The organism is Streptococcus downei MFe28 (assembly GCF_900459175.1).
Lineage (GTDB): Bacteria > Bacillota > Bacilli > Lactobacillales > Streptococcaceae > Streptococcus > Streptococcus downei.
In genome coordinates this window covers 1,564,258-1,581,177 of sequence record NZ_UHFA01000002.1, presented here as the reverse complement: position 1 = coordinate 1,581,177, position 16,920 = coordinate 1,564,258, and the positions used below count along the sequence as shown (strand labels likewise).

Sequence of the window (16,920 nt, the reverse complement as noted above, 5' to 3'; positions counted from 1 at the left end):
TTAGCCTGACTAGGATTTTCCTAGAAGGAATTACGAATAGATTATGGGGATAGTTTTGAAAACCCGGTATTTGATTATCTGGTACTTATTGATAAGTATTGAATATGTACGTTATTATGTACATAAGAGGAGGCGATTTTATGGTAACGATGTCTGCGACAAACCTTCGCAAGGATCTCTTTAATACCCTAGAGAATACCATCAAGTATAATGAGCCTGTAAATGTGACAACCAAGCAAGGGAATGCGGTGATTTTAAGCGAGGATGACTACAATGGTCTCTTGGAAACACTCTACCTTTGAAGAAGAGGTTGATTGGTGACTTATCGGCTGATTTATTCTAAAAAAGCTCTATCAGATATTCAAAAATTAAAGGCAGCCAACTTGACGACTAGAGCGAAAAACCTAACTGAGCTTCTGAGAGATAATCCCTATCAAAATCCTCCACGCTATGAAAAATTGGTTGGTAATTTGAGCGGTGCCTACTCACGACGAATCAATCGAAAGCACCGTTTGGTCTATCAGGTGGATGATGAGAAAAAATTAGTCAGAATCTTGAGCCTGTGGTCTCAACTATGAGTTTTAGTCAGGAATAACCCGTTTTTTCTAAACAGACCACAAAAATTTTTGAGCCCGAGGGGACTTTTTCCTATCCCTTTAGCTTTAAGCAACTGTCTTTAATAAAAGGGAATTTTTCCCAACTCTACAAAACCTAGCTAGATTTTTCTGGTTAGGTTTTTCTTTCTACCAATCTTTCAGCCCTTTGTCTTTCTTATGCTCAATAAAAAATCAAAAATAGTCAATGCAAGGATCAAAGCTATCAGCCCCTTTAGTGGCTTGATAGCTAACGGCAATCTCCATAACGATTGCCTAGCTCCCTTACTAACCTCACAAAGTTGGTGAAATCGACCAACTTTGCTCTGCATCGCACGAACTGCAGGTGGCTCAAAAGGTCTGATAGACCTTTTGAGGTTGGAAATAGGGAAAGCTTCGCTTTCCTCAGTAAGTACGGCAAAGTGAGTTAACGACGCGACACGAGGTACAAACTGTCGTTGCCACAGTTTATGCAGAGTTAGCCAGGGATATAGAAAACTACAATCGTAGTTTTCGTAGTCACTCTAATGAGAAATCATAGAGTGACTTTATCCGTGGGATAGTTTTGATTTTTGAAGAGTATTACCGTAGTGGAAATTTGCCCACCCCTAGCTTTTATGGTAATCTGACCTTAGAAAGCTTGCGAGGTCGCTAGGGGACTGGGATAGTTGGCTTTGCAGAGCCACTCCCAACGCCTTCCTAGCTAATATCTGAAAAAGCAGAAAGGAAATACTATGGTAAAGACATACGATTATATTGTTTTGGGAGGCGGTTCAGGCGGGATTGCTTCGGCTAATCGAGCTGCCATGCACGGAGCTAAGGTTCTCCTGATTGAAGCTCAGGAAACTGGCGGAACCTGCGTCAATCGTGGCTGTGTGCCCAAGAAGGTCATGTGGTATGGAGCCCAGGTTGCCGAAGCCATTGGTAAGTATGCCGGCGAGTACGGCTTCAAAGTGGCTTCTAGCGACTTTGACTTTGCTATCCTCAAGAAAAATCGCCAGGCCTATATTGACCGCATCCATGGCTCCTATGAGCGAGGCTTTGCCGCCAATGGCGTTGAAGTGCTCAATGCCTACGCTCGCTTTCTCGATGCTCACACCCTGGAAGCGGATGGTCAAACCTACACCGCTCTCCATATTTTGATTGCGACCGGCGGTCACGCCCGCATTCCTAATATCCCTGGTGCCGAATACGGCATCACTTCCGATGGTTTCTTTGAATTGAACCAAATTCCTAAGCGTGCTGCCGTCGTTGGTGCGGGTTATATTGGGGTCGAAATTTCCGGCGTGCTCAATGCCCTTGGCAGCGACAGCCACCTCTTTGTCCGCCACGACCGGCCTTTACGAAATTGGGATACCTATCTGACCGATGCCCTCATGGAGGAGATGGAAAAAAACGGTCCAACCCTCCACAAAGAGTCTACACCCAAAGAAGTCCGTAAGAATCCTGATGGTTCTCTGACTCTGGTTCTGGAAAATGGTCAGGAACATGAGACCGATGTTCTGATTTGGGCCATCGGTCGGGTTGCCAATACCAAGGGCTACGGTCTGGAAAATACGGGCGTGGCCCTCAATGAGCGAGGATTTATCCAGGCGGATGCCTATGAAAATACTAATATCCCTGGCCTCTATGCTATCGGTGATATCAACGGAAAACTGGAGTTGACCCCAGTAGCGGTTAAGGCGGGTCGCCTGCTTTCTGAACGCCTTTTTAACAATCAGAAAGATGCTAAACTAGACTACACCAATGTTCCAACGGTGGTCTTTAGCCATCCAGCTATGGGTAAAGTTGGCTATACTGAAAGCCAGGCCATTGAAGCCTTTGGCAAGGACCAAATCAAGACCTACACCTCTAGCTTTACTTCAATGTACACAGCCCTCGCCGACCACCGCCAAGTGGCTCGAATGAAACTAGTGGTGCAAGGGCCGGAGGAAAAGGTCATTGGTCTCCATGGCATCGGTTATGGTGTCGATGAGATGATTCAGGGCTTTGCGGTCGCCATCAAACTAGGAGCGACCAAGGCCGACTTTGATGCCACCGTTGCTATCCACCCAACTGGAGCAGAAGAATTCGTCACCATGCGATGAAATTTCTTGAAATTGACATACTGTCCCTTATGTGGACAAATAAAGGGACTAAAAAAACAGCCAGACTTTCTCAATCTGGCTGCTTTTTAATCTCGCCCATTTAAAAGATAGTGCCGAACGTCTGAAATGAAGTAGAGGGAGCCAGTCACGACAAAGAGGTCGGTTGACCTTTCAGCCTGCTTCAGCCAAGTTCGGAAATCAGGTATCTGGGCATAAGTATCAGGATAATCAGTCAAATCTGCAGCCCCAGGGAAATCGAAACTGACAACCGTTACATCCTGACCAGCCAGTAGCTCCAGCATTTTCGCTAAATCTTTTCTTTTAAGCCCCGCAAAAAGCAGGTGCTTGGGGCGGTCAGGGAATTCCTTTTCCAAGAGTTCTATCAAGGCTTGGATGCCTTGGGGATTGTGGGCACCATCTAAGAGAATATTCGGTCTGACAAGCTCACCTCGGCCTGGCCAAGTGGCACTCCGCAGACCCTTGCGGATGGCTAATTCGTCAACCTTTGGAAAGTCAAATCTCAGCAAGAGGCTGGCCTGGATAGCTAGGGCGGCATTGTTCTTCTGATGCGGTCCGAGGAGGGAGGTGTGAAGATTTTCCAAGGAGCCTAGGGGACTAATAAAATCAAAAACCTCCATCTCATCCTTTATCTGAAATTCCTGCCCCAACCGATAGAGTGGAGCCCCTAAACCTTGGGCTTCCCTTTCAAAAACACTCCGAGCCTGCCTAGGCATTGAGCCAAGAATCATTGGCCGATTGGGCTTGATGGCACCAGCCTTCTGCCAAGCGATGTCCTCTAAACGGTCTCCCAAGGTTTCTGTATGGTCATAACCGATAGAAGTGCAAATCGTTGCAAGGGGGGTGATGACATTGGTCGAGTCAAAACGACCGCCAATTCCAGCCTCGATGATAACAAGGCCTACTGGCTGAATCTGCCCGAAATAGACAAAGGCCAAGACCGTCACCAATTCAAATTCCGTAAGGATACCTAAGTCGGTCTTGGTAATTTCCTCCAGCCAGGGCCTGACAAAGTCAAAGGTTTTAACCAAATCCTGGTCGCTGATGGGCCTGCCATTGACAGAGATTCTTTTATTGAAGCGGGTGATAAAGGGAGAAGTAAAGGTCCCCGTCTTATAACCAGCAGACGAAAAGATAGCTTGCAGGAAGGCAGTCGTAGAGCCCTTACCGTTGGTTCCGACAATATGAAGAATGGAAAAGCCCGCTTGAGGCCTCCCCAGTTTATCCAATATCCAATTTAATCGTTTAAAATCAGGCCGTCGGCCATTAGCCTTGTGGCTGTGGATAGCTTCTAGCGTTTCTTGATAAGTCAGCATGATTATTGAGCGGTTTGCCCAGCATCGCCAGCAGGTTGACGTTGACTTTGGCCAGTAGTTCCTGAGTTAGCATCACCTTGTTGATTTTGATTACCTTGGCTTTGATCACCTTGGCTTTGGTCACCAGTTTGGTTAGCATCTTGAGACTGATCTTGATTTTGACTTTGGTCATCAGTCGTCTGACCATCTTGATTTTGCTCAGCATTCGCATCGCTCGAGCTGTCTTGCGTTTCTGAGCTAGACTGGTTACTGTCGCTACTTTTAACAACGGAGCTTGAAGGCGTGCTGTCCTTATCACTATTGCCTGAGTCCTTGTGGGTTAGAGCGTAAATCGTAAATGAAGCAACAATAATTGATAGAATTGCAGCCACGGTTGCAATAGTCTTTTGGATGGCAGAAAGCCCCTTCTTAGCACCACGAGCGATTTTCTTGCTGGTTCTTGCTTTAGGAATACGTCTGTCGCTTTCCTTGCGGATTGGGGTGTGGCTGAGTTGGGCATCGTCTTTCTTTCTGCGTTCCGAGCGTGAGTATTGTGCCATGAATCAAATCTCCTTAAAAAATATTTCTAACTACTAGTGTACCAAAATCAGATAAATTTTCCATAATTAAACTGGGAAAATTCATGCTTGGCAGGAGAATCTTCCCCCTAGCCAGCCCTATAATTTATGCTATAATGAAAGCAATTGACGTTAAAAGGAAAAATTATGATTTATTTTGATAATTCAGCGACAAGCCTGCCCTATCCTGAGGCTTTGGCTAGCTATCAACAGGTAGCGACTAAGATTTTTGGGAATCCGTCCAGCCTTCACAATCTAGGCGACCAAGCGACCCGTCTGCTGGAGGCCTCCCGTAGACAGATTGCCCAGTTGCTGGGCAAGTCGGCTGAGGAAATTTTCTTCACCTCAGGTGGTACCGAAAGCGACAACTGGGCTATCAAGGGTCTAGCTTTCGAGAAGGCTCCTTATGGCAAGCATATTATCGTTTCCGATATTGAGCACCCAGCGGTTAAGGAATCGGCCAAGTGGTTGGCTGGCCAAGGCTTTGAAGTTTCCTATGCCCCTGTTGACGGGCGTGGTTTTGTGGATGTCCAAAAGTTGGCCGACCTGATTCGATCTGACACCACTTTGGTCTCAGTTATGGCGGTCAATAATGAAATTGGTTCTGTCCAGCCCATCCAGGCGATTTCAGAAATCTTAGCCGATAAGCCGACTATTTCCTTCCATGTGGATGCTGTCCAGGCCATCGGTAAGGTTCCAACCGCTAAATATCTGACAGACCGTGTCGATTTTGCCTCTTTTTCTGGACATAAATTCCATGCTGTTCGTGGCGTTGGTTTCCTCTATAAAAAATCTGGTAAACGCATCAGACCCCTCTTAAGTGGTGGTGGTCAGGAGAAAGACCTGCGCTCAACTACCGAGAATTTGGCTGGGATTGCAGCCATGGCCAAGGCTCTGCGCTTGACCCTAGATAAGGAAGGACAAGCCCTGCCCCGTATCCAGGCTATGAAATCTGTCATCTTCGATGAACTCAGTCACTATCCTGATATCAGGCTCTTTTCTGGAAATGGTCAAGACTTTGCCCCTAATATTTTGACCTTTGGAATCAAGGGTGTGCGAGGTGAAGTAGTGGTTCATGCCTTTGAAGAGCACGAGATTTATATTTCTACAACCAGCGCCTGCTCTTCCAAGGCTGGTAAACCAGCTGGGACTCTGATTTCCATGGGGGTGCCGACCAAGGAAGCCCAGACAGCCGTTCGCATTAGCCTGGACGATGACAATGATATGAGTCAGGTCGAGCAGTTTCTGACCATCTTCAAGCAGGTCTACGAGAAAACAAAAAAAGTTCGCTAGGAACCCACCATAAGAAAGGATGTCCGGCAGCAAGTAGTCGGACTTTTGAAAGAAATCATGCAATACTCTGAAATTATGATCCGCTATGGCGAATTGTCCACCAAGGGCAAGAATCGGATGCGTTTCATCAATAAACTCAAACGCAATATTCAAGACGTCCTCTCGGTCTATCCCCAAGTCAAGGTGACCGCTGACCGCGACCGTGGCCATGTATTCCTCAATGGCAGTGACTACCATCCTGTTGCTGAAAGCCTCAAGCAGATTTTTGGTATCCAGGCCTTTTCTCCCGTTTATAAACTGGAGAAGGACATGCCAATTCTGCGTCAGGCCGTTCAGGAAATCATGACGGGTCTCTATCATGAGGGACTGACCTTCAAGGTTTCCAGCAAGCGCAGTGACCACAAGTTTGAGCTGGACAGTCGTGAGCTCAACCAAGACCTAGGTTCAGCCGTTTTTGATGTTCTCCCTAATATCCAGGCACAGATGAAGAAGCCTGACATCACCCTCAAGGTGGAAATCCGTGACGAAGCGGCCTACATCTCCTATGAAGAAATCAAGGGGGCTGGTGGTCTCCCAGTTGGAACGGCAGGTAAGGGCATGCTCATGCTCTCAGGCGGGATTGACTCCCCTGTGGCTGGCTATCTAGCTCTCAAACGGGGCGTCGATATTGAGGCCGTCCACTTTGCTAGTCCGCCCTACACTAGCCCTGGAGCCCTCAAAAAAGCTCAGGATTTGACCCGAAAGCTGACCAAGTTCGGTGGCAATATCCAGTTTATCGAAGTGCCCTTTACGGAGATTCAGGAGGAGATCAAGGCCAAGGCTCCTGAAGCCTACCTCATGACCCTGACCCGTCGCTTTATGATGCGGATTACCGACCGCATTCGCCAAGAGCGACATGGTCTGGTCATCATCAATGGCGAAAGTCTTGGCCAGGTGGCCAGCCAAACGCTGGAGTCCATGCAGGCTATCAACGCTGTGACAACGACCCCAGTCATTCGACCGGTTGTGACCATGGATAAGCTAGAAATCATTGACATTGCGGAAAAGATTAACACCTTCGAGATTTCTATCCAACCTTTCGAGGACTGCTGTACCATCTTCGCCCCTGATCGGCCTAAGACCAATCCTAAGATTAAAAATGTTGAGCAATACGAAGCGCGTTTAGATGTTGAGGGATTAGTAGAACGCTCAGTAGCTGGCATCAAGGTTTCTCAGATTACGCCTGACGATTCAGCCGATGCCGTGAACCAGCTGATTGACGACCTCCTATAAAGGAGGAGTTGTCTATGTCCTTAACAGTCAAGACAGTCAGGCCCAGTGCAGACTTTTATCCTCTAGTTGAAGCGCTCTATCTGACCGCTTTTCCTGAGCAGGAGCGCCTGCCTTTGGCTTGGATGAACGATTTGTCTGATACTGGTCGAGCTGACTTTCAGGCCTACTTTGATGGTGCGGTCTTTTGTGGATTTAGCTATAGCCTCAAATCTGAGACCTGCTATTATCTCCTCTTTCTAGCCGTAACCAAAGACCAGCGTTCTAAAGGCTATGGCTCTGCCATCTTGACCAAAGTGGCCCAAGAAGCAGGAGGGCGAACACGAATCTTAGTCATTGAGCCTCTTGACCAATCGGCCACTAATTATGGCCAGCGCCTGCGACGGCTAGCCTTCTATCAGTCAAATGCCTATCATTTGACTTCCCACTATTATTACGAGGATCAAGAAGCCTATCGGGTCATGGCTGATCGCCCCAAGCTTTCCCCTGCTGATTTGGCAAGTTTTAGAGACCTTGCTAGCTTGATAGAGTCTACCGGACTAGCCATCGGACTCGACTAAGCAATGGCCACAAAGGTCTTTTAGCCCCCCCCCCCCCTCTATGTAAAATCCTTGAGGAAAAATCAACCTCACCCAATAATAAAGTCCTACCTGCCAGTCAGTCATCTAACTGCTTGTCAGGTAGTTTTTTTATTTACGAGCTTGGTTTTTAATGGTATGAATTTTCTCATAGTGATTTTTCTGAAAACGCAAACATGCTATAATGGTAAACAAAAAGGGGATTGTTATGAAGAGAATATCCATTTCCAAAACGAGTTTAGTCTGCCTAGCCTTGGTGCTTGCTATTTTGCTTTTTGCTGGTCTTTACGACCTCCTAGGTCAGTCCCGAAAATCAGACTCCAGCTCAAATCAGGTTCATACCGCTAGAGTTGTGGCCAATGGCGATATTTTGATTCATGATATCCTCTATATGAGTGCTCGCCAGTCGGATGGTAGCTATGATTTCAATCCCTATTTTAAGTATGCTAAGGACTGGATTTCAGATGCAGACTTAGCCCTAGGTGATTACGAGGGTACCATCAGTAAGGACTATCCTCTAGCTGGCTATCCTCTTTTTAATGCTCCTAGCTCTATTGCCCAAACCTTGAAGGATACAGGCTATGATGTCATTGATTTGGCCCACAATCATATCCTAGACTCTGGCTTATCTGGGGCCTTGGAAACTGCTCAAACCTTTAATCAGTTGGGGATGGACACTATTGGTATCTATCAGAAAAACCGTCAGAAGGAAAACTTTCTCATCAAAAAGGTCAATGGCATCAAGATAGCTATTCTGGGCTATTCCTATGGTTACAATGGCATGGAAGCCAATTTGAGTAAGAGTGAGTACAAGAAACACCTGTCTGACTTGGACGAAAAACAAATCAAGGCTGAATTGGTCGAGGCAGAGAAAAAGGCGGATGTCACCATCGTTATGCCGCAAATGGGAGTGGAGTATCAAAAGGAACCAACAGACGAGCAGGTCCAGCTCTATCATAAGATGATTGACTGGGGTGCAGATGTCATTTTCGGTGGCCACCCCCATGTGGTCGAACCAGCAGAGACCCTAAAGAAGGACGGTCAAAAGAAATTTATCATCTACTCCATGGGCAACTTCATTTCCAACCAAAACCAAGAGACCGTTGACGACATCTGGACCGAAAGAGGTCTCCTCATGGATGTCACCTTTGAAAAGCGAGGGAAGACGACCTCTATTAAGACGGTCAAGGCCCATCCAACCATGGTCTGGCGCCAAGCTACAGGTCAAAAAGTAGAGGAGGGTTATGATGCCTACAACTACCAAACCTTAATCCTCGATGACTTTATCCAGGGTGGTAAGTACCGCAATGAATTGGATGATAGCATGAAAGATAAGGTAGATTCAGCCTACCAAGAAATGAACGAACTGGTTCAGTTGCAGTGGTAGACTAATATTTTGAAAGAAGAAGTGCCCACAGTCAATAAAATCGCAACTAGTGGCCTAGACATGAAAGAGGCATCGTTCTAAATTAAATTTTTAATCTTGATACCCATAAAAATAACAAATTCAAGGCAAACTCTTGAAAATGAAGCCTACTAATGCTAGAATAGGACTGTTGACTAATATGCACATCCTGTGCAACCGCACGAAAATCGTTGGAAGTTTTATATAAACTTCCTTAAGTAAGAGTTCGGCTCTCACGGTTCTAGGCGAGTCTTCACATGAAGGAATTCTCCTTCAGCAAAAAATCTTATAGGAGGTGCATAATGAGCACATACGCAATCATCAAAACTGGTGGAAAACAAGTTAAAGTTGAAGAAGGTCAAAGCATCTATGTTGAAAAACTTGATGTAGAAGCAGGAGCAGAAGTCACTTTTGACCAAGTTGTTCTTGTCGGTGGAGATGCTACTAAGGTTGGTAGCCCACTTGTTGACGGAGCTAGCGTTGTTGGAACTGTTGAAAAGCAAGGAAAACAAAAGAAGGTTGTAACTTACAAGTACAAACCTAAAAAAGGTAGCCACCGCAAACAAGGTCACCGTCAGCCTTACACTAAGGTCCTTATCAAGTCAATCAAGGCTTAAGGTGCTCAGATGATTCAAGCGGTATTTACAAAAGGTGCTAGTGGCTGGTCAGAGATGGAAGTCTCAGGCCATGCTGGCAGTGGTGAGTATGGCTTTGATATTGTCTGTTCTGCGGTTTCCATGCTGACCCTCAACTTTGCAAATTCCGTAGAAGTTCTGACGGGGCGGGAGGCCCAGATAGAAATGGCTGATGAGGGAGGTTACTTGCGAATTTTAAGACCGCAAGGCTTGACTCCTGACCAAGAGAAGGTTTGGCAGACGCTATTTGATTCGGTCCGTATTGGACTAGAAAATTTAGCGGAAAATTCTTCGGAATATGTTGCCCAACCTATCATTAAATAAGTATTCAACGAAAGGAAATTATTATGATTAAACTTAATCTTTCTAACTTGCAACACTTCGCCCACAAAAAAGGTGGCGGTTCTACCTCAAATGGTCGTGACTCTGAAAGCAAACGCCTTGGCGCTAAAGCTGCAGACGGCCAAACAGTAACTGGTGGTTCAATCCTTTACCGCCAACGCGGAACTCATGTCTATCCAGGTGCCAATGTTGGCCGTGGTGGAGATGATACCCTCTTCGCTAAGGTTGAAGGTGTGGTTCGTTTCGAACGTAAAGGTCGCGATAAGAAACAAGTATCTGTTTATCCAATCGCAAAATAAGTTAAAGGCAGGCCTTGAGCCTGTTTTTTTATGCCTAAAATTTGGAGAAGTGGGCCAGATCCTAAAATTTTGGCTTGGTGAAATCGGGCCTGTTTTCTTCCTCCTAAAAATTGCCACATTTTTCATTTTATGACAAAATATTACAGAATTTGAGCTGATAAAACCCTAGGTCAGGGCTCAAGGAAGCAGAATTTTGGTCATTTATACTCTTCAAAAATCAAAACTATCCATCGTTAACTCACTTTGCCGTACCCAAGTACTGTCTGCAGTTCGTTGCCTTGGCTATTTTTGATTTTTATTGAGTATTAGAAGTCAAAACTAAGAAGAAAACGTTTAACAAAATGTTAATAACTACACGACAAACGCATGAAGAAAATAACGTTTTCGGATAATAGATTCATAAAAAAGAGTCCACCTCCGGAGTTATAATAGACTTAGGAGGTGTCTTTATGTCTGAGATGATAGAATTTCTTATCACTGTCCGTGATGAGCGTGACAATTGGAAGATCAAGCATAGCTTGGCTGATATTGTGCTGCTCATCTTCTTTGCCCGCCTTTCAGGTGCAGAATTCTGGGAAGAAATAGAGGATTTTGGAACTATCTATGAAACTTCCTTACGTAGTGTACTTACCTTGGAAAACGGTATTCCATCTCACGACACCCTGCAACGTGTTTTTGCGACCTTGGATGCGCAAGTTTTGGTGGAAGTAACCTTGATGTGGAACGACATTCTCCGTGAGGCTGACCTGTCTGCTAAGACCTTTCCCAGCTTTGCCAAACGCCTCCTAGCAATTGACGCAAAGACCATTAAAGGCAACTCCAGTCAAACTCAAAAAGCCTTGCACATTGTGTCTGCCTATGCGACAGATTTAGGTATCTGTTATGGTCAAGTGGCAACCGATGACAAGAGTAATGAAATCACAGCTATCCCCGATTTGTTGGATAAGATTTCTGTAAAAGGGTGCTTGATTAGTATTGACGCTATGGGTACTCAGACTGCTATTGCCAACAAGATTATCAAGAAGCAAGCAGATTGTTGCTTGGCGGTTAAAGAAAATCAGAAAGGACTCTTAGAGGATATTCAGCCTTTCTTTAACGTGGGTAAAAGGGAGACAGACAGTTACGAAACCGTAGAGAAGGCTCACGGCCAGGTTGAGACTAGACGTTATGAAGTCATTAACGATACGGCTTGGTTACGCAAGGAACGCCCTAACTGGGGTCATATCCAGTGTATTGGAAAAGCCAGTATCACGATTGATAAGGATGGCAAACAAAGTGAGGATACCCGTTACTTTATCTTAAGTTGTCAGGCAAGTGCTAAGGAACTCTGTGCTTATGTCCGTGGGCATTGGCAAATTGAGAGCATGCATTGGCAGTTGGATGTTGTCTTCCGTGAGGACGCCAACAAGACCTTGAATAAACAATTAGCTTTTAACTTGAACGTGCTGGATAAGTTTTGTTTAGCTGTGCTTAAACAGTTAGATGTTGGCAAGAAAATGAGTTTGAGACGGAAAAAATTCAACTTAGGGATGAACTTTGACCAGTATTTGAAGAAATTAATCTAGTCAAAAAAGTGATCGTCTATGGTAAAACAGAGAAGAAACATTCATGCGTTTGTCGTGTAATAACTAGAAATAAATTGTAAATTGTGGTAAAATTACTTGACGATTAGAATTATTTAACTCTTAAAAAAGTTAAAGGTCGTTATTTTTTCAAATTAGGAGGACTCCATTGATGGAGAAGAATGAACGTTTTAAGATGCATAAGGTCAAAAAGAGATGGGTGACTATCTCAGTTGCATCTGCCACTATGTTAGCTTCAGCTCTCGGTGCTTCAGTTGCTAGCGCAGATACTGAAACTGTTAGCGAAGACAGCAACCAAGCAGTCTTGACGGCTGACCAAACGACTACCAACCAAGATACTGAGCAAACTTCTGTTGCAGCGACAGCTACATCAGAACAGTCTGCTTCAACTGATGCAGCAACAGATCAAGCATCAGCAACAGATCAAGCATCAGCAGCAGAGCAAACTCAAGGAACAACAGCTAGCACAGACACGGCAGCTCAAACAACCACAAATGCTAATGAAGCTAAGTGGGTTCCGACTGAAAATGAGAACCAAGTTTTTACAGATGAGATGTTAGCAGAAGCCAAGAATGTGGCTACTGCTGAATCTAATTCAATTCCATCAGACTTGGCTAAAATGTCAAATGTTAAGCAGGTTGACGGTAAATATTATTACTACGATCAAGACGGCAACGTTAAGAAGAACTTTGCTGTTAGCGTTGGTGAGAAGATCTATTACTTTGATGAAACTGGCGCTTACAAAGACACTAGCAAGGTAGAAGCGGATAAATCAGGTTCTGATATCAGCAAAGAAGAAACAACCTTTGCTGCTAACAACCGTGCTTACAGTACCTCAGCTGAAAACTTTGAAGCCATTGATAACTACTTGACAGCTGACTCATGGTACCGTCCAAAGTCTATCCTCAAGGATGGTAAGACTTGGACAGAATCAAGCAAGGATGACTTCCGTCCGCTATTGATGGCTTGGTGGCCAGATACCGAAACCAAACGCAACTATGTTAACTACATGAACAAGGTTGTTGGTATCGATAAAACCTATACCGCTGAAACAAGCCAGGCTGACCTGACAGCAGCAGCTGAACTGGTTCAAGCCCGTATCGAACAAAAGATTACAACTGAACAAAATACCAAATGGTTGCGTGAAGCTATCTCAGCTTTTGTTAAAACTCAACCACAATGGAATGGTGAAAGCGAAAAGCCATACGATGACCACTTGCAAAATGGTGCCCTCAAGTTCGATAACCAATCTGATTTGACACCAGATACGCAATCGAACTATCGTTTGCTCAATCGCACACCAACTAACCAAACTGGTTCCCTGGACTCTCGTTTCACCTACAATGCTAACGACCCGTTAGGTGGTTATGAGTTCCTTCTGGCTAACGACGTGGATAACTCTAATCCCATCGTTCAAGCAGAGCAACTCAACTGGCTGCATTACCTGCTCAACTTCGGTACTATCTATGCTAAAGATGCGGATGCTAACTTTGACTCTATCCGTGTTGATGCGGTAGATAATGTCGATGCTGACCTTCTGCAAATCTCTAGTGATTACCTTAAGGCAGCTTACGGTATCGATAAAAACAACAAAAATGCTAATAACCACGTTTCTATCGTAGAAGCATGGAGCGACAACGATACCCCTTATCTCCATGATGATGGCGACAACCTCATGAACATGGACAACAAGTTCCGTTTGTCTATGCTTTGGTCTTTGGCTAAACCATTGGACAAACGTTCTGGCTTGAATCCCCTCATCCACAACAGTCTGGTTGACCGTGAAGTGGATGACCGTGAAGTTGAAACCGTTCCAAGTTACAGCTTTGCCCGTGCTCACGATAGCGAAGTACAAGACCTGATTCGTGACATCATCAAGGCTGAAATTAATCCAAATGCATTTGGTTATTCATTTACTCAAGACGAAATCGACCAAGCCTTCAAGATTTACAACGAAGACCTCAAGAAGACCGATAAGAAATACACTCACTACAATGTGCCGCTTTCTTATACCTTGCTTCTGACTAACAAGGGTTCGATTCCTCGCGTCTATTATGGAGATATGTTCACCGATGATGGTCAATACATGGCCAACAAGACTGTGAACTACGATGCTATCGAATCTCTGCTGAAAGCCCGTATGAAGTACGTTGCTGGTGGTCAAGCTATGCAAAATTACCAAATCGGTAATGGCGAAATCTTGACTTCTGTCCGTTATGGTAAGGGTGCCCTTAAACAAAGCGATAAGGGTGATGCGACAACTCGTACGTCAGGTGTCGGCGTTGTTATGGGAAACCAACCCAACTTTAGCTTGGATGGAAAGGTTGTAGCCCTCAACATGGGTGCTGCCCACGCTAACCAAGAATACCGTGCTCTTATGGTATCAACTAAAGACGGTGTTGCAACCTATGCTACAGATGCTGATGCTAGCAAGGCTGGTCTGGTTAAGCGCACAGATGAAAATGGTTACCTCTACTTCTTGAACGACGATCTCAAGGGGGTTGCTAACCCTCAGGTTTCTGGTTTCCTTCAAGTCTGGGTACCAGTGGGAGCAGCAGATGACCAAGATATTCGTGTAGCAGCTAGCGATACAGCAAGTACCGATGGAAAATCACTCCATCAAGATGCTGCCATGGACTCTCGCGTCATGTTTGAAGGTTTCTCTAACTTCCAATCTTTTGCGACAAAAGAAGAAGAGTATACCAATGTTGTTATTGCTAACAATGTTGATAAATTTGTTTCATGGGGAATCACTGACTTTGAAATGGCTCCTCAGTATGTCTCATCTACTGACGGTCAGTTCCTTGATTCTGTCATTCAAAATGGTTATGCCTTTACCGACCGTTATGACTTGGGTATGTCTAAAGCAAACAAGTATGGTACAGCCGACCAATTGGTTAAGGCTATCAAGGCTCTCCATGCTAAAGGCCTGAAGGTTATGGCAGACTGGGTTCCAGACCAAATGTACACCTTCCCTAAACAAGAAGTGGTCACTGTTACTCGGACAGATAAGTTTGGCAAACCAATCGCAGGAAGCCAAATTAATCACAGTCTCTACGTAACAGATACAAAGAGCTCTGGTGATGACTATCAAGCTAAATACGGCGGTGCCTTCCTTGACGAATTAAAGGAAAAATATCCAGAACTCTTTACCAAGAAGCAAATCTCTACCGGCCAAGCCATAGATCCATCTGTTAAGATTAAACAATGGTCTGCTAAGTACTTCAACGGTAGCAATATCCTTGGCCGGGGTGCCGATTATGTCCTCAGCGACCAAGCAAGCAACAAGTACCTCAATGTTTCAGATGATAAACTCTTCTTGCCAAAAACTCTCCTAGGTCAAGTCGTAGAATCAGGTATCCGCTTTGATGGAACTGGTTATGTCTACAACTCAAGCACAACAGGTGAAAAGGTAACCGATAGCTTTATTACTGAAGCTGGTAATCTTTACTACTTTGGCCAAGATGGTTACATGGTGACTGGTGCCCAAAACATCAAGGGATCTAACTATTACTTCCTGGCTAATGGTGCTGCCCTTCGCAATACAGTTTATACTGATGCCCAAGGTCAAAACCATTACTATGGCAACGACGGTAAACGTTACGAAAATGGTTACCAACAATTTGGTAATGACAGCTGGCGTTACTTCAAGAATGGTGTCATGGCACTTGGCCTGACAACCGTTGATGGTCACGTTCAATACTTTGATAAAGATGGTGTTCAAGCTAAGGATAAGATTATTGTCACCCGTGATGGTAAGGTTCGTTACTTCGACCAACATAATGGAAATGCTGTAACCAATACCTTCGTCGCTGACAAGACTGGTCACTGGTACTATCTAGGTAAAGATGGTGTCGCTGTTACCGGTGCTCAAACTGTTGGTAAACAACACCTTTACTTCGAAGCCAATGGTCAACAAGTTAAGGGTGACTTTGTCACAGCCAAAGATGGTAAACTTTACTTCTACGATGTTGACTCTGGTGACATGTGGACCAATACCTTCATTGAAGACAAGGCAGGCAACTGGTTCTATCTTGGTAAAGATGGCGCAGCTGTCACAGGTGCTCAAACCATCAAGGGCCAAAAACTTTACTTCAAGGCTAACGGCCAACAAGTTAAGGGTGATATCGTCAAGGATGCCGATGGTAAGATTCGTTACTACGATGCCCAAACTGGTGAACAAGTCTTTAATAAGTCTGTAAGTGTTAACGGTAAGACTTACTACTTCGGTAGTGATGGAACTGCTCAAACTCAGGCTAATCCAAAGGGTCAAACCTTTAAGGATGGTTCTGGAGTTCTTCGTTTCTACAATCTTGAAGGTCAGTATGTATCAGGTAGTGGATGGTATGAAACAGCAGAGCACGAATGGGTTTATGTTAAATCTGGTAAGGTATTGACTGGTGCTCAAACCATTGGAAATCAACGAGTTTACTTCAAGGATAATGGCCATCAAGTCAAAGGTCAATTGGTAACTGGTAACGATGGTAAGCTTCGCTACTATGATGCCAACTCTGGCGACCAGGCTTTCAACAAGTCTGTGACTGTTAATGGCAAAACTTACTACTTCGGTAGTGATGGAACTGCTCAAACTCAGGCTAATCCAAAGGGTCAAACCTTTAAGGATGGTTCTGGAGTTCTTCGTTTCTACAATCTTGAAGGTCAGTATGTATCAGGTAGTGGATGGTATAAAAATGCCCAAGGTCAATGGCTTTACGTTAAAGACGGAAAAGTATTGACTGGCCTGCAGACAGTAGGTAACCAAAAGGTTTACTTTGATAAAAATGGTATCCAAGCCAAAGGTAAGGCTGTAAGAACTTCTGATGGTAAGGTTCGCTACTTTGATGAAAATTCTGGTAGCATGATTACCAACCAATGGAAATTTGTTTACGGACAATATTACTATTTCGGTAGTGATGGTGCTGCTGTCTACCGTGGCTGGAACTAA

The 16,920-nt window shown here is 44.8% G+C and carries 14 protein-coding genes and 1 other annotated feature; of the genes, 12 read left to right on the top strand and 2 right to left on the bottom strand.

The annotated features are described in order from the left end of the window. Positions 1-140 precede the first annotated feature (140 nt). The 3 genes from DYE66_RS07570 (at position 141) to gorA (ending at position 2,680) form a co-directional block, all read left to right on the top strand. The gene (locus DYE66_RS07570; protein ID WP_002998085.1) at positions 141-302 is read left to right on the top strand and encodes a type II toxin-antitoxin system Phd/YefM family antitoxin; all 162 of its coding nucleotides are present in this window, start codon (positions 141-143) and stop codon (positions 300-302) included. Positions 303-314: 12 nt separating this feature from the next. After that, positions 315-578, top strand: coding sequence for a Txe/YoeB family addiction module toxin (locus DYE66_RS07565; protein WP_002998270.1), 264 nt, complete (start codon positions 315-317; stop codon positions 576-578). Between the two features lie 749 nt (positions 579-1,327). Then, the gene (gorA, locus tag DYE66_RS07560) at positions 1,328-2,680 is read left to right on the top strand and encodes a glutathione-disulfide reductase (protein WP_002997848.1); all 1,353 of its coding nucleotides are present in this window, start codon (positions 1,328-1,330) and stop codon (positions 2,678-2,680) included. Positions 2,681-2,766: 86 nt separating this feature from the next. Here gorA and DYE66_RS07555 read toward each other — a convergent pair whose 3' ends face one another. Both DYE66_RS07555 and DYE66_RS07550 read right to left on the bottom strand, forming a co-directional pair. Beyond that, entirely contained in the window at positions 2,767-4,014 is a 1,248-nt protein-coding gene (locus tag DYE66_RS07555) for a bifunctional folylpolyglutamate synthase/dihydrofolate synthase (protein ID WP_002998126.1), read from the bottom strand. Positions 4,015-4,016: 2 nt separating this feature from the next. Further along, positions 4,017-4,553 (bottom strand): DUF6556 family protein, encoded by a 537-nt coding sequence (locus tag DYE66_RS07550; protein ID WP_019777065.1) that lies wholly within the window; start codon positions 4,551-4,553, stop codon positions 4,017-4,019. A 165-nt stretch (positions 4,554-4,718) separates the two neighbouring features. On the opposite strand from DYE66_RS07550, the gene DYE66_RS07540 reads away from it, so the two are divergent. The 9 genes from DYE66_RS07540 to DYE66_RS07500 all read left to right on the top strand — a co-directional run bounded on the left by DYE66_RS07540 (position 4,719) and on the right by DYE66_RS07500 (position 16,920). Continuing rightward, a complete protein-coding gene (locus DYE66_RS07540) occupies positions 4,719-5,864 on the top strand; it encodes a cysteine desulfurase family protein (protein ID WP_115325084.1) in 1,146 nt (381 codons plus the stop codon). Between the two features lie 57 nt (positions 5,865-5,921). After that, positions 5,922-7,136, top strand: a complete 1,215-nt coding sequence (thiI, locus tag DYE66_RS07535; RefSeq protein ID WP_019788422.1) for a tRNA uracil 4-sulfurtransferase ThiI — start codon at positions 5,922-5,924, stop codon at positions 7,134-7,136. Positions 7,137-7,150: 14 nt separating this feature from the next. Next, positions 7,151-7,693: a GNAT family N-acetyltransferase gene (locus DYE66_RS07530; RefSeq protein WP_002998260.1), complete on the top strand. Its 543-nt coding sequence runs from the start codon at positions 7,151-7,153 to the stop codon at positions 7,691-7,693. Between the two features lie 226 nt (positions 7,694-7,919). Beyond that, positions 7,920-9,098: a CapA family protein gene (locus DYE66_RS07525; protein ID WP_002998040.1), complete on the top strand. Its 1,179-nt coding sequence runs from the start codon at positions 7,920-7,922 to the stop codon at positions 9,096-9,098. Between the two features lie 183 nt (positions 9,099-9,281). Next, positions 9,282-9,379: a sequence feature (ribosomal protein L21 leader region), on the top strand. A gap of 39 nt (positions 9,380-9,418) precedes the next feature. Then, positions 9,419-9,733, top strand: coding sequence for a 50S ribosomal protein L21 (gene rplU / locus DYE66_RS07520; protein WP_002997788.1), 315 nt, complete (start codon positions 9,419-9,421; stop codon positions 9,731-9,733). Positions 9,734-9,742: 9 nt separating this feature from the next. Further along, positions 9,743-10,075, top strand: a complete 333-nt coding sequence (locus DYE66_RS07515) for a ribosomal-processing cysteine protease Prp (protein ID WP_002998472.1) — start codon at positions 9,743-9,745, stop codon at positions 10,073-10,075. Between the two features lie 23 nt (positions 10,076-10,098). After that, entirely contained in the window at positions 10,099-10,392 is a 294-nt protein-coding gene (gene rpmA / locus DYE66_RS07510) for a 50S ribosomal protein L27 (RefSeq protein ID WP_002998151.1), read from the top strand. Positions 10,393-10,841: 449 nt separating this feature from the next. Next, a complete protein-coding gene (locus DYE66_RS07505) occupies positions 10,842-11,957 on the top strand; it encodes an ISAs1 family transposase (RefSeq protein ID WP_115325083.1) in 1,116 nt (371 codons plus the stop codon). A 169-nt stretch (positions 11,958-12,126) separates the two neighbouring features. Next, complete coding sequence (locus tag DYE66_RS07500) at positions 12,127-16,920, top strand: glycoside hydrolase family 70 protein (protein ID WP_002998533.1); 4,794 nt, start codon at positions 12,127-12,129, stop codon at positions 16,918-16,920.

Excerpts from the sequence above, each read along its gene's own strand:
- DYE66_RS07570 (WP_002998085.1), top strand. The coding sequence starts at position 141 with ATGGTAACGATGTCTGCGACAAACCTTCGCAAGGATCTCTTTAATACC.
- gorA (WP_002997848.1), top strand. The coding sequence starts at position 1,328 with ATGGTAAAGACATACGATTATATTGTTTTGGGAGGCGGTTCAGGCGGG.
- DYE66_RS07555 (WP_002998126.1), bottom strand. The coding sequence starts at position 4,014 with ATGCTGACTTATCAAGAAACGCTAGAAGCTATCCACAGCCACAAGGCT.
- DYE66_RS07550 (WP_019777065.1), bottom strand. The coding sequence starts at position 4,553 with ATGGCACAATACTCACGCTCGGAACGCAGAAAGAAAGACGATGCCCAA.
- DYE66_RS07540 (WP_115325084.1), top strand. The coding sequence starts at position 4,719 with ATGATTTATTTTGATAATTCAGCGACAAGCCTGCCCTATCCTGAGGCT.
- thiI (WP_019788422.1), top strand. The coding sequence starts at position 5,922 with ATGCAATACTCTGAAATTATGATCCGCTATGGCGAATTGTCCACCAAG.
- DYE66_RS07530 (WP_002998260.1), top strand. The coding sequence starts at position 7,151 with ATGTCCTTAACAGTCAAGACAGTCAGGCCCAGTGCAGACTTTTATCCT.
- DYE66_RS07525 (WP_002998040.1), top strand. The coding sequence starts at position 7,920 with ATGAAGAGAATATCCATTTCCAAAACGAGTTTAGTCTGCCTAGCCTTG.
- rplU (WP_002997788.1), top strand. The coding sequence starts at position 9,419 with ATGAGCACATACGCAATCATCAAAACTGGTGGAAAACAAGTTAAAGTT.
- DYE66_RS07515 (WP_002998472.1), top strand. The coding sequence starts at position 9,743 with ATGATTCAAGCGGTATTTACAAAAGGTGCTAGTGGCTGGTCAGAGATG.
- rpmA (WP_002998151.1), top strand. The coding sequence starts at position 10,099 with ATGATTAAACTTAATCTTTCTAACTTGCAACACTTCGCCCACAAAAAA.
- DYE66_RS07505 (WP_115325083.1), top strand. The coding sequence starts at position 10,842 with ATGTCTGAGATGATAGAATTTCTTATCACTGTCCGTGATGAGCGTGAC.
- DYE66_RS07500 (WP_002998533.1), top strand. The coding sequence starts at position 12,127 with ATGGAGAAGAATGAACGTTTTAAGATGCATAAGGTCAAAAAGAGATGG.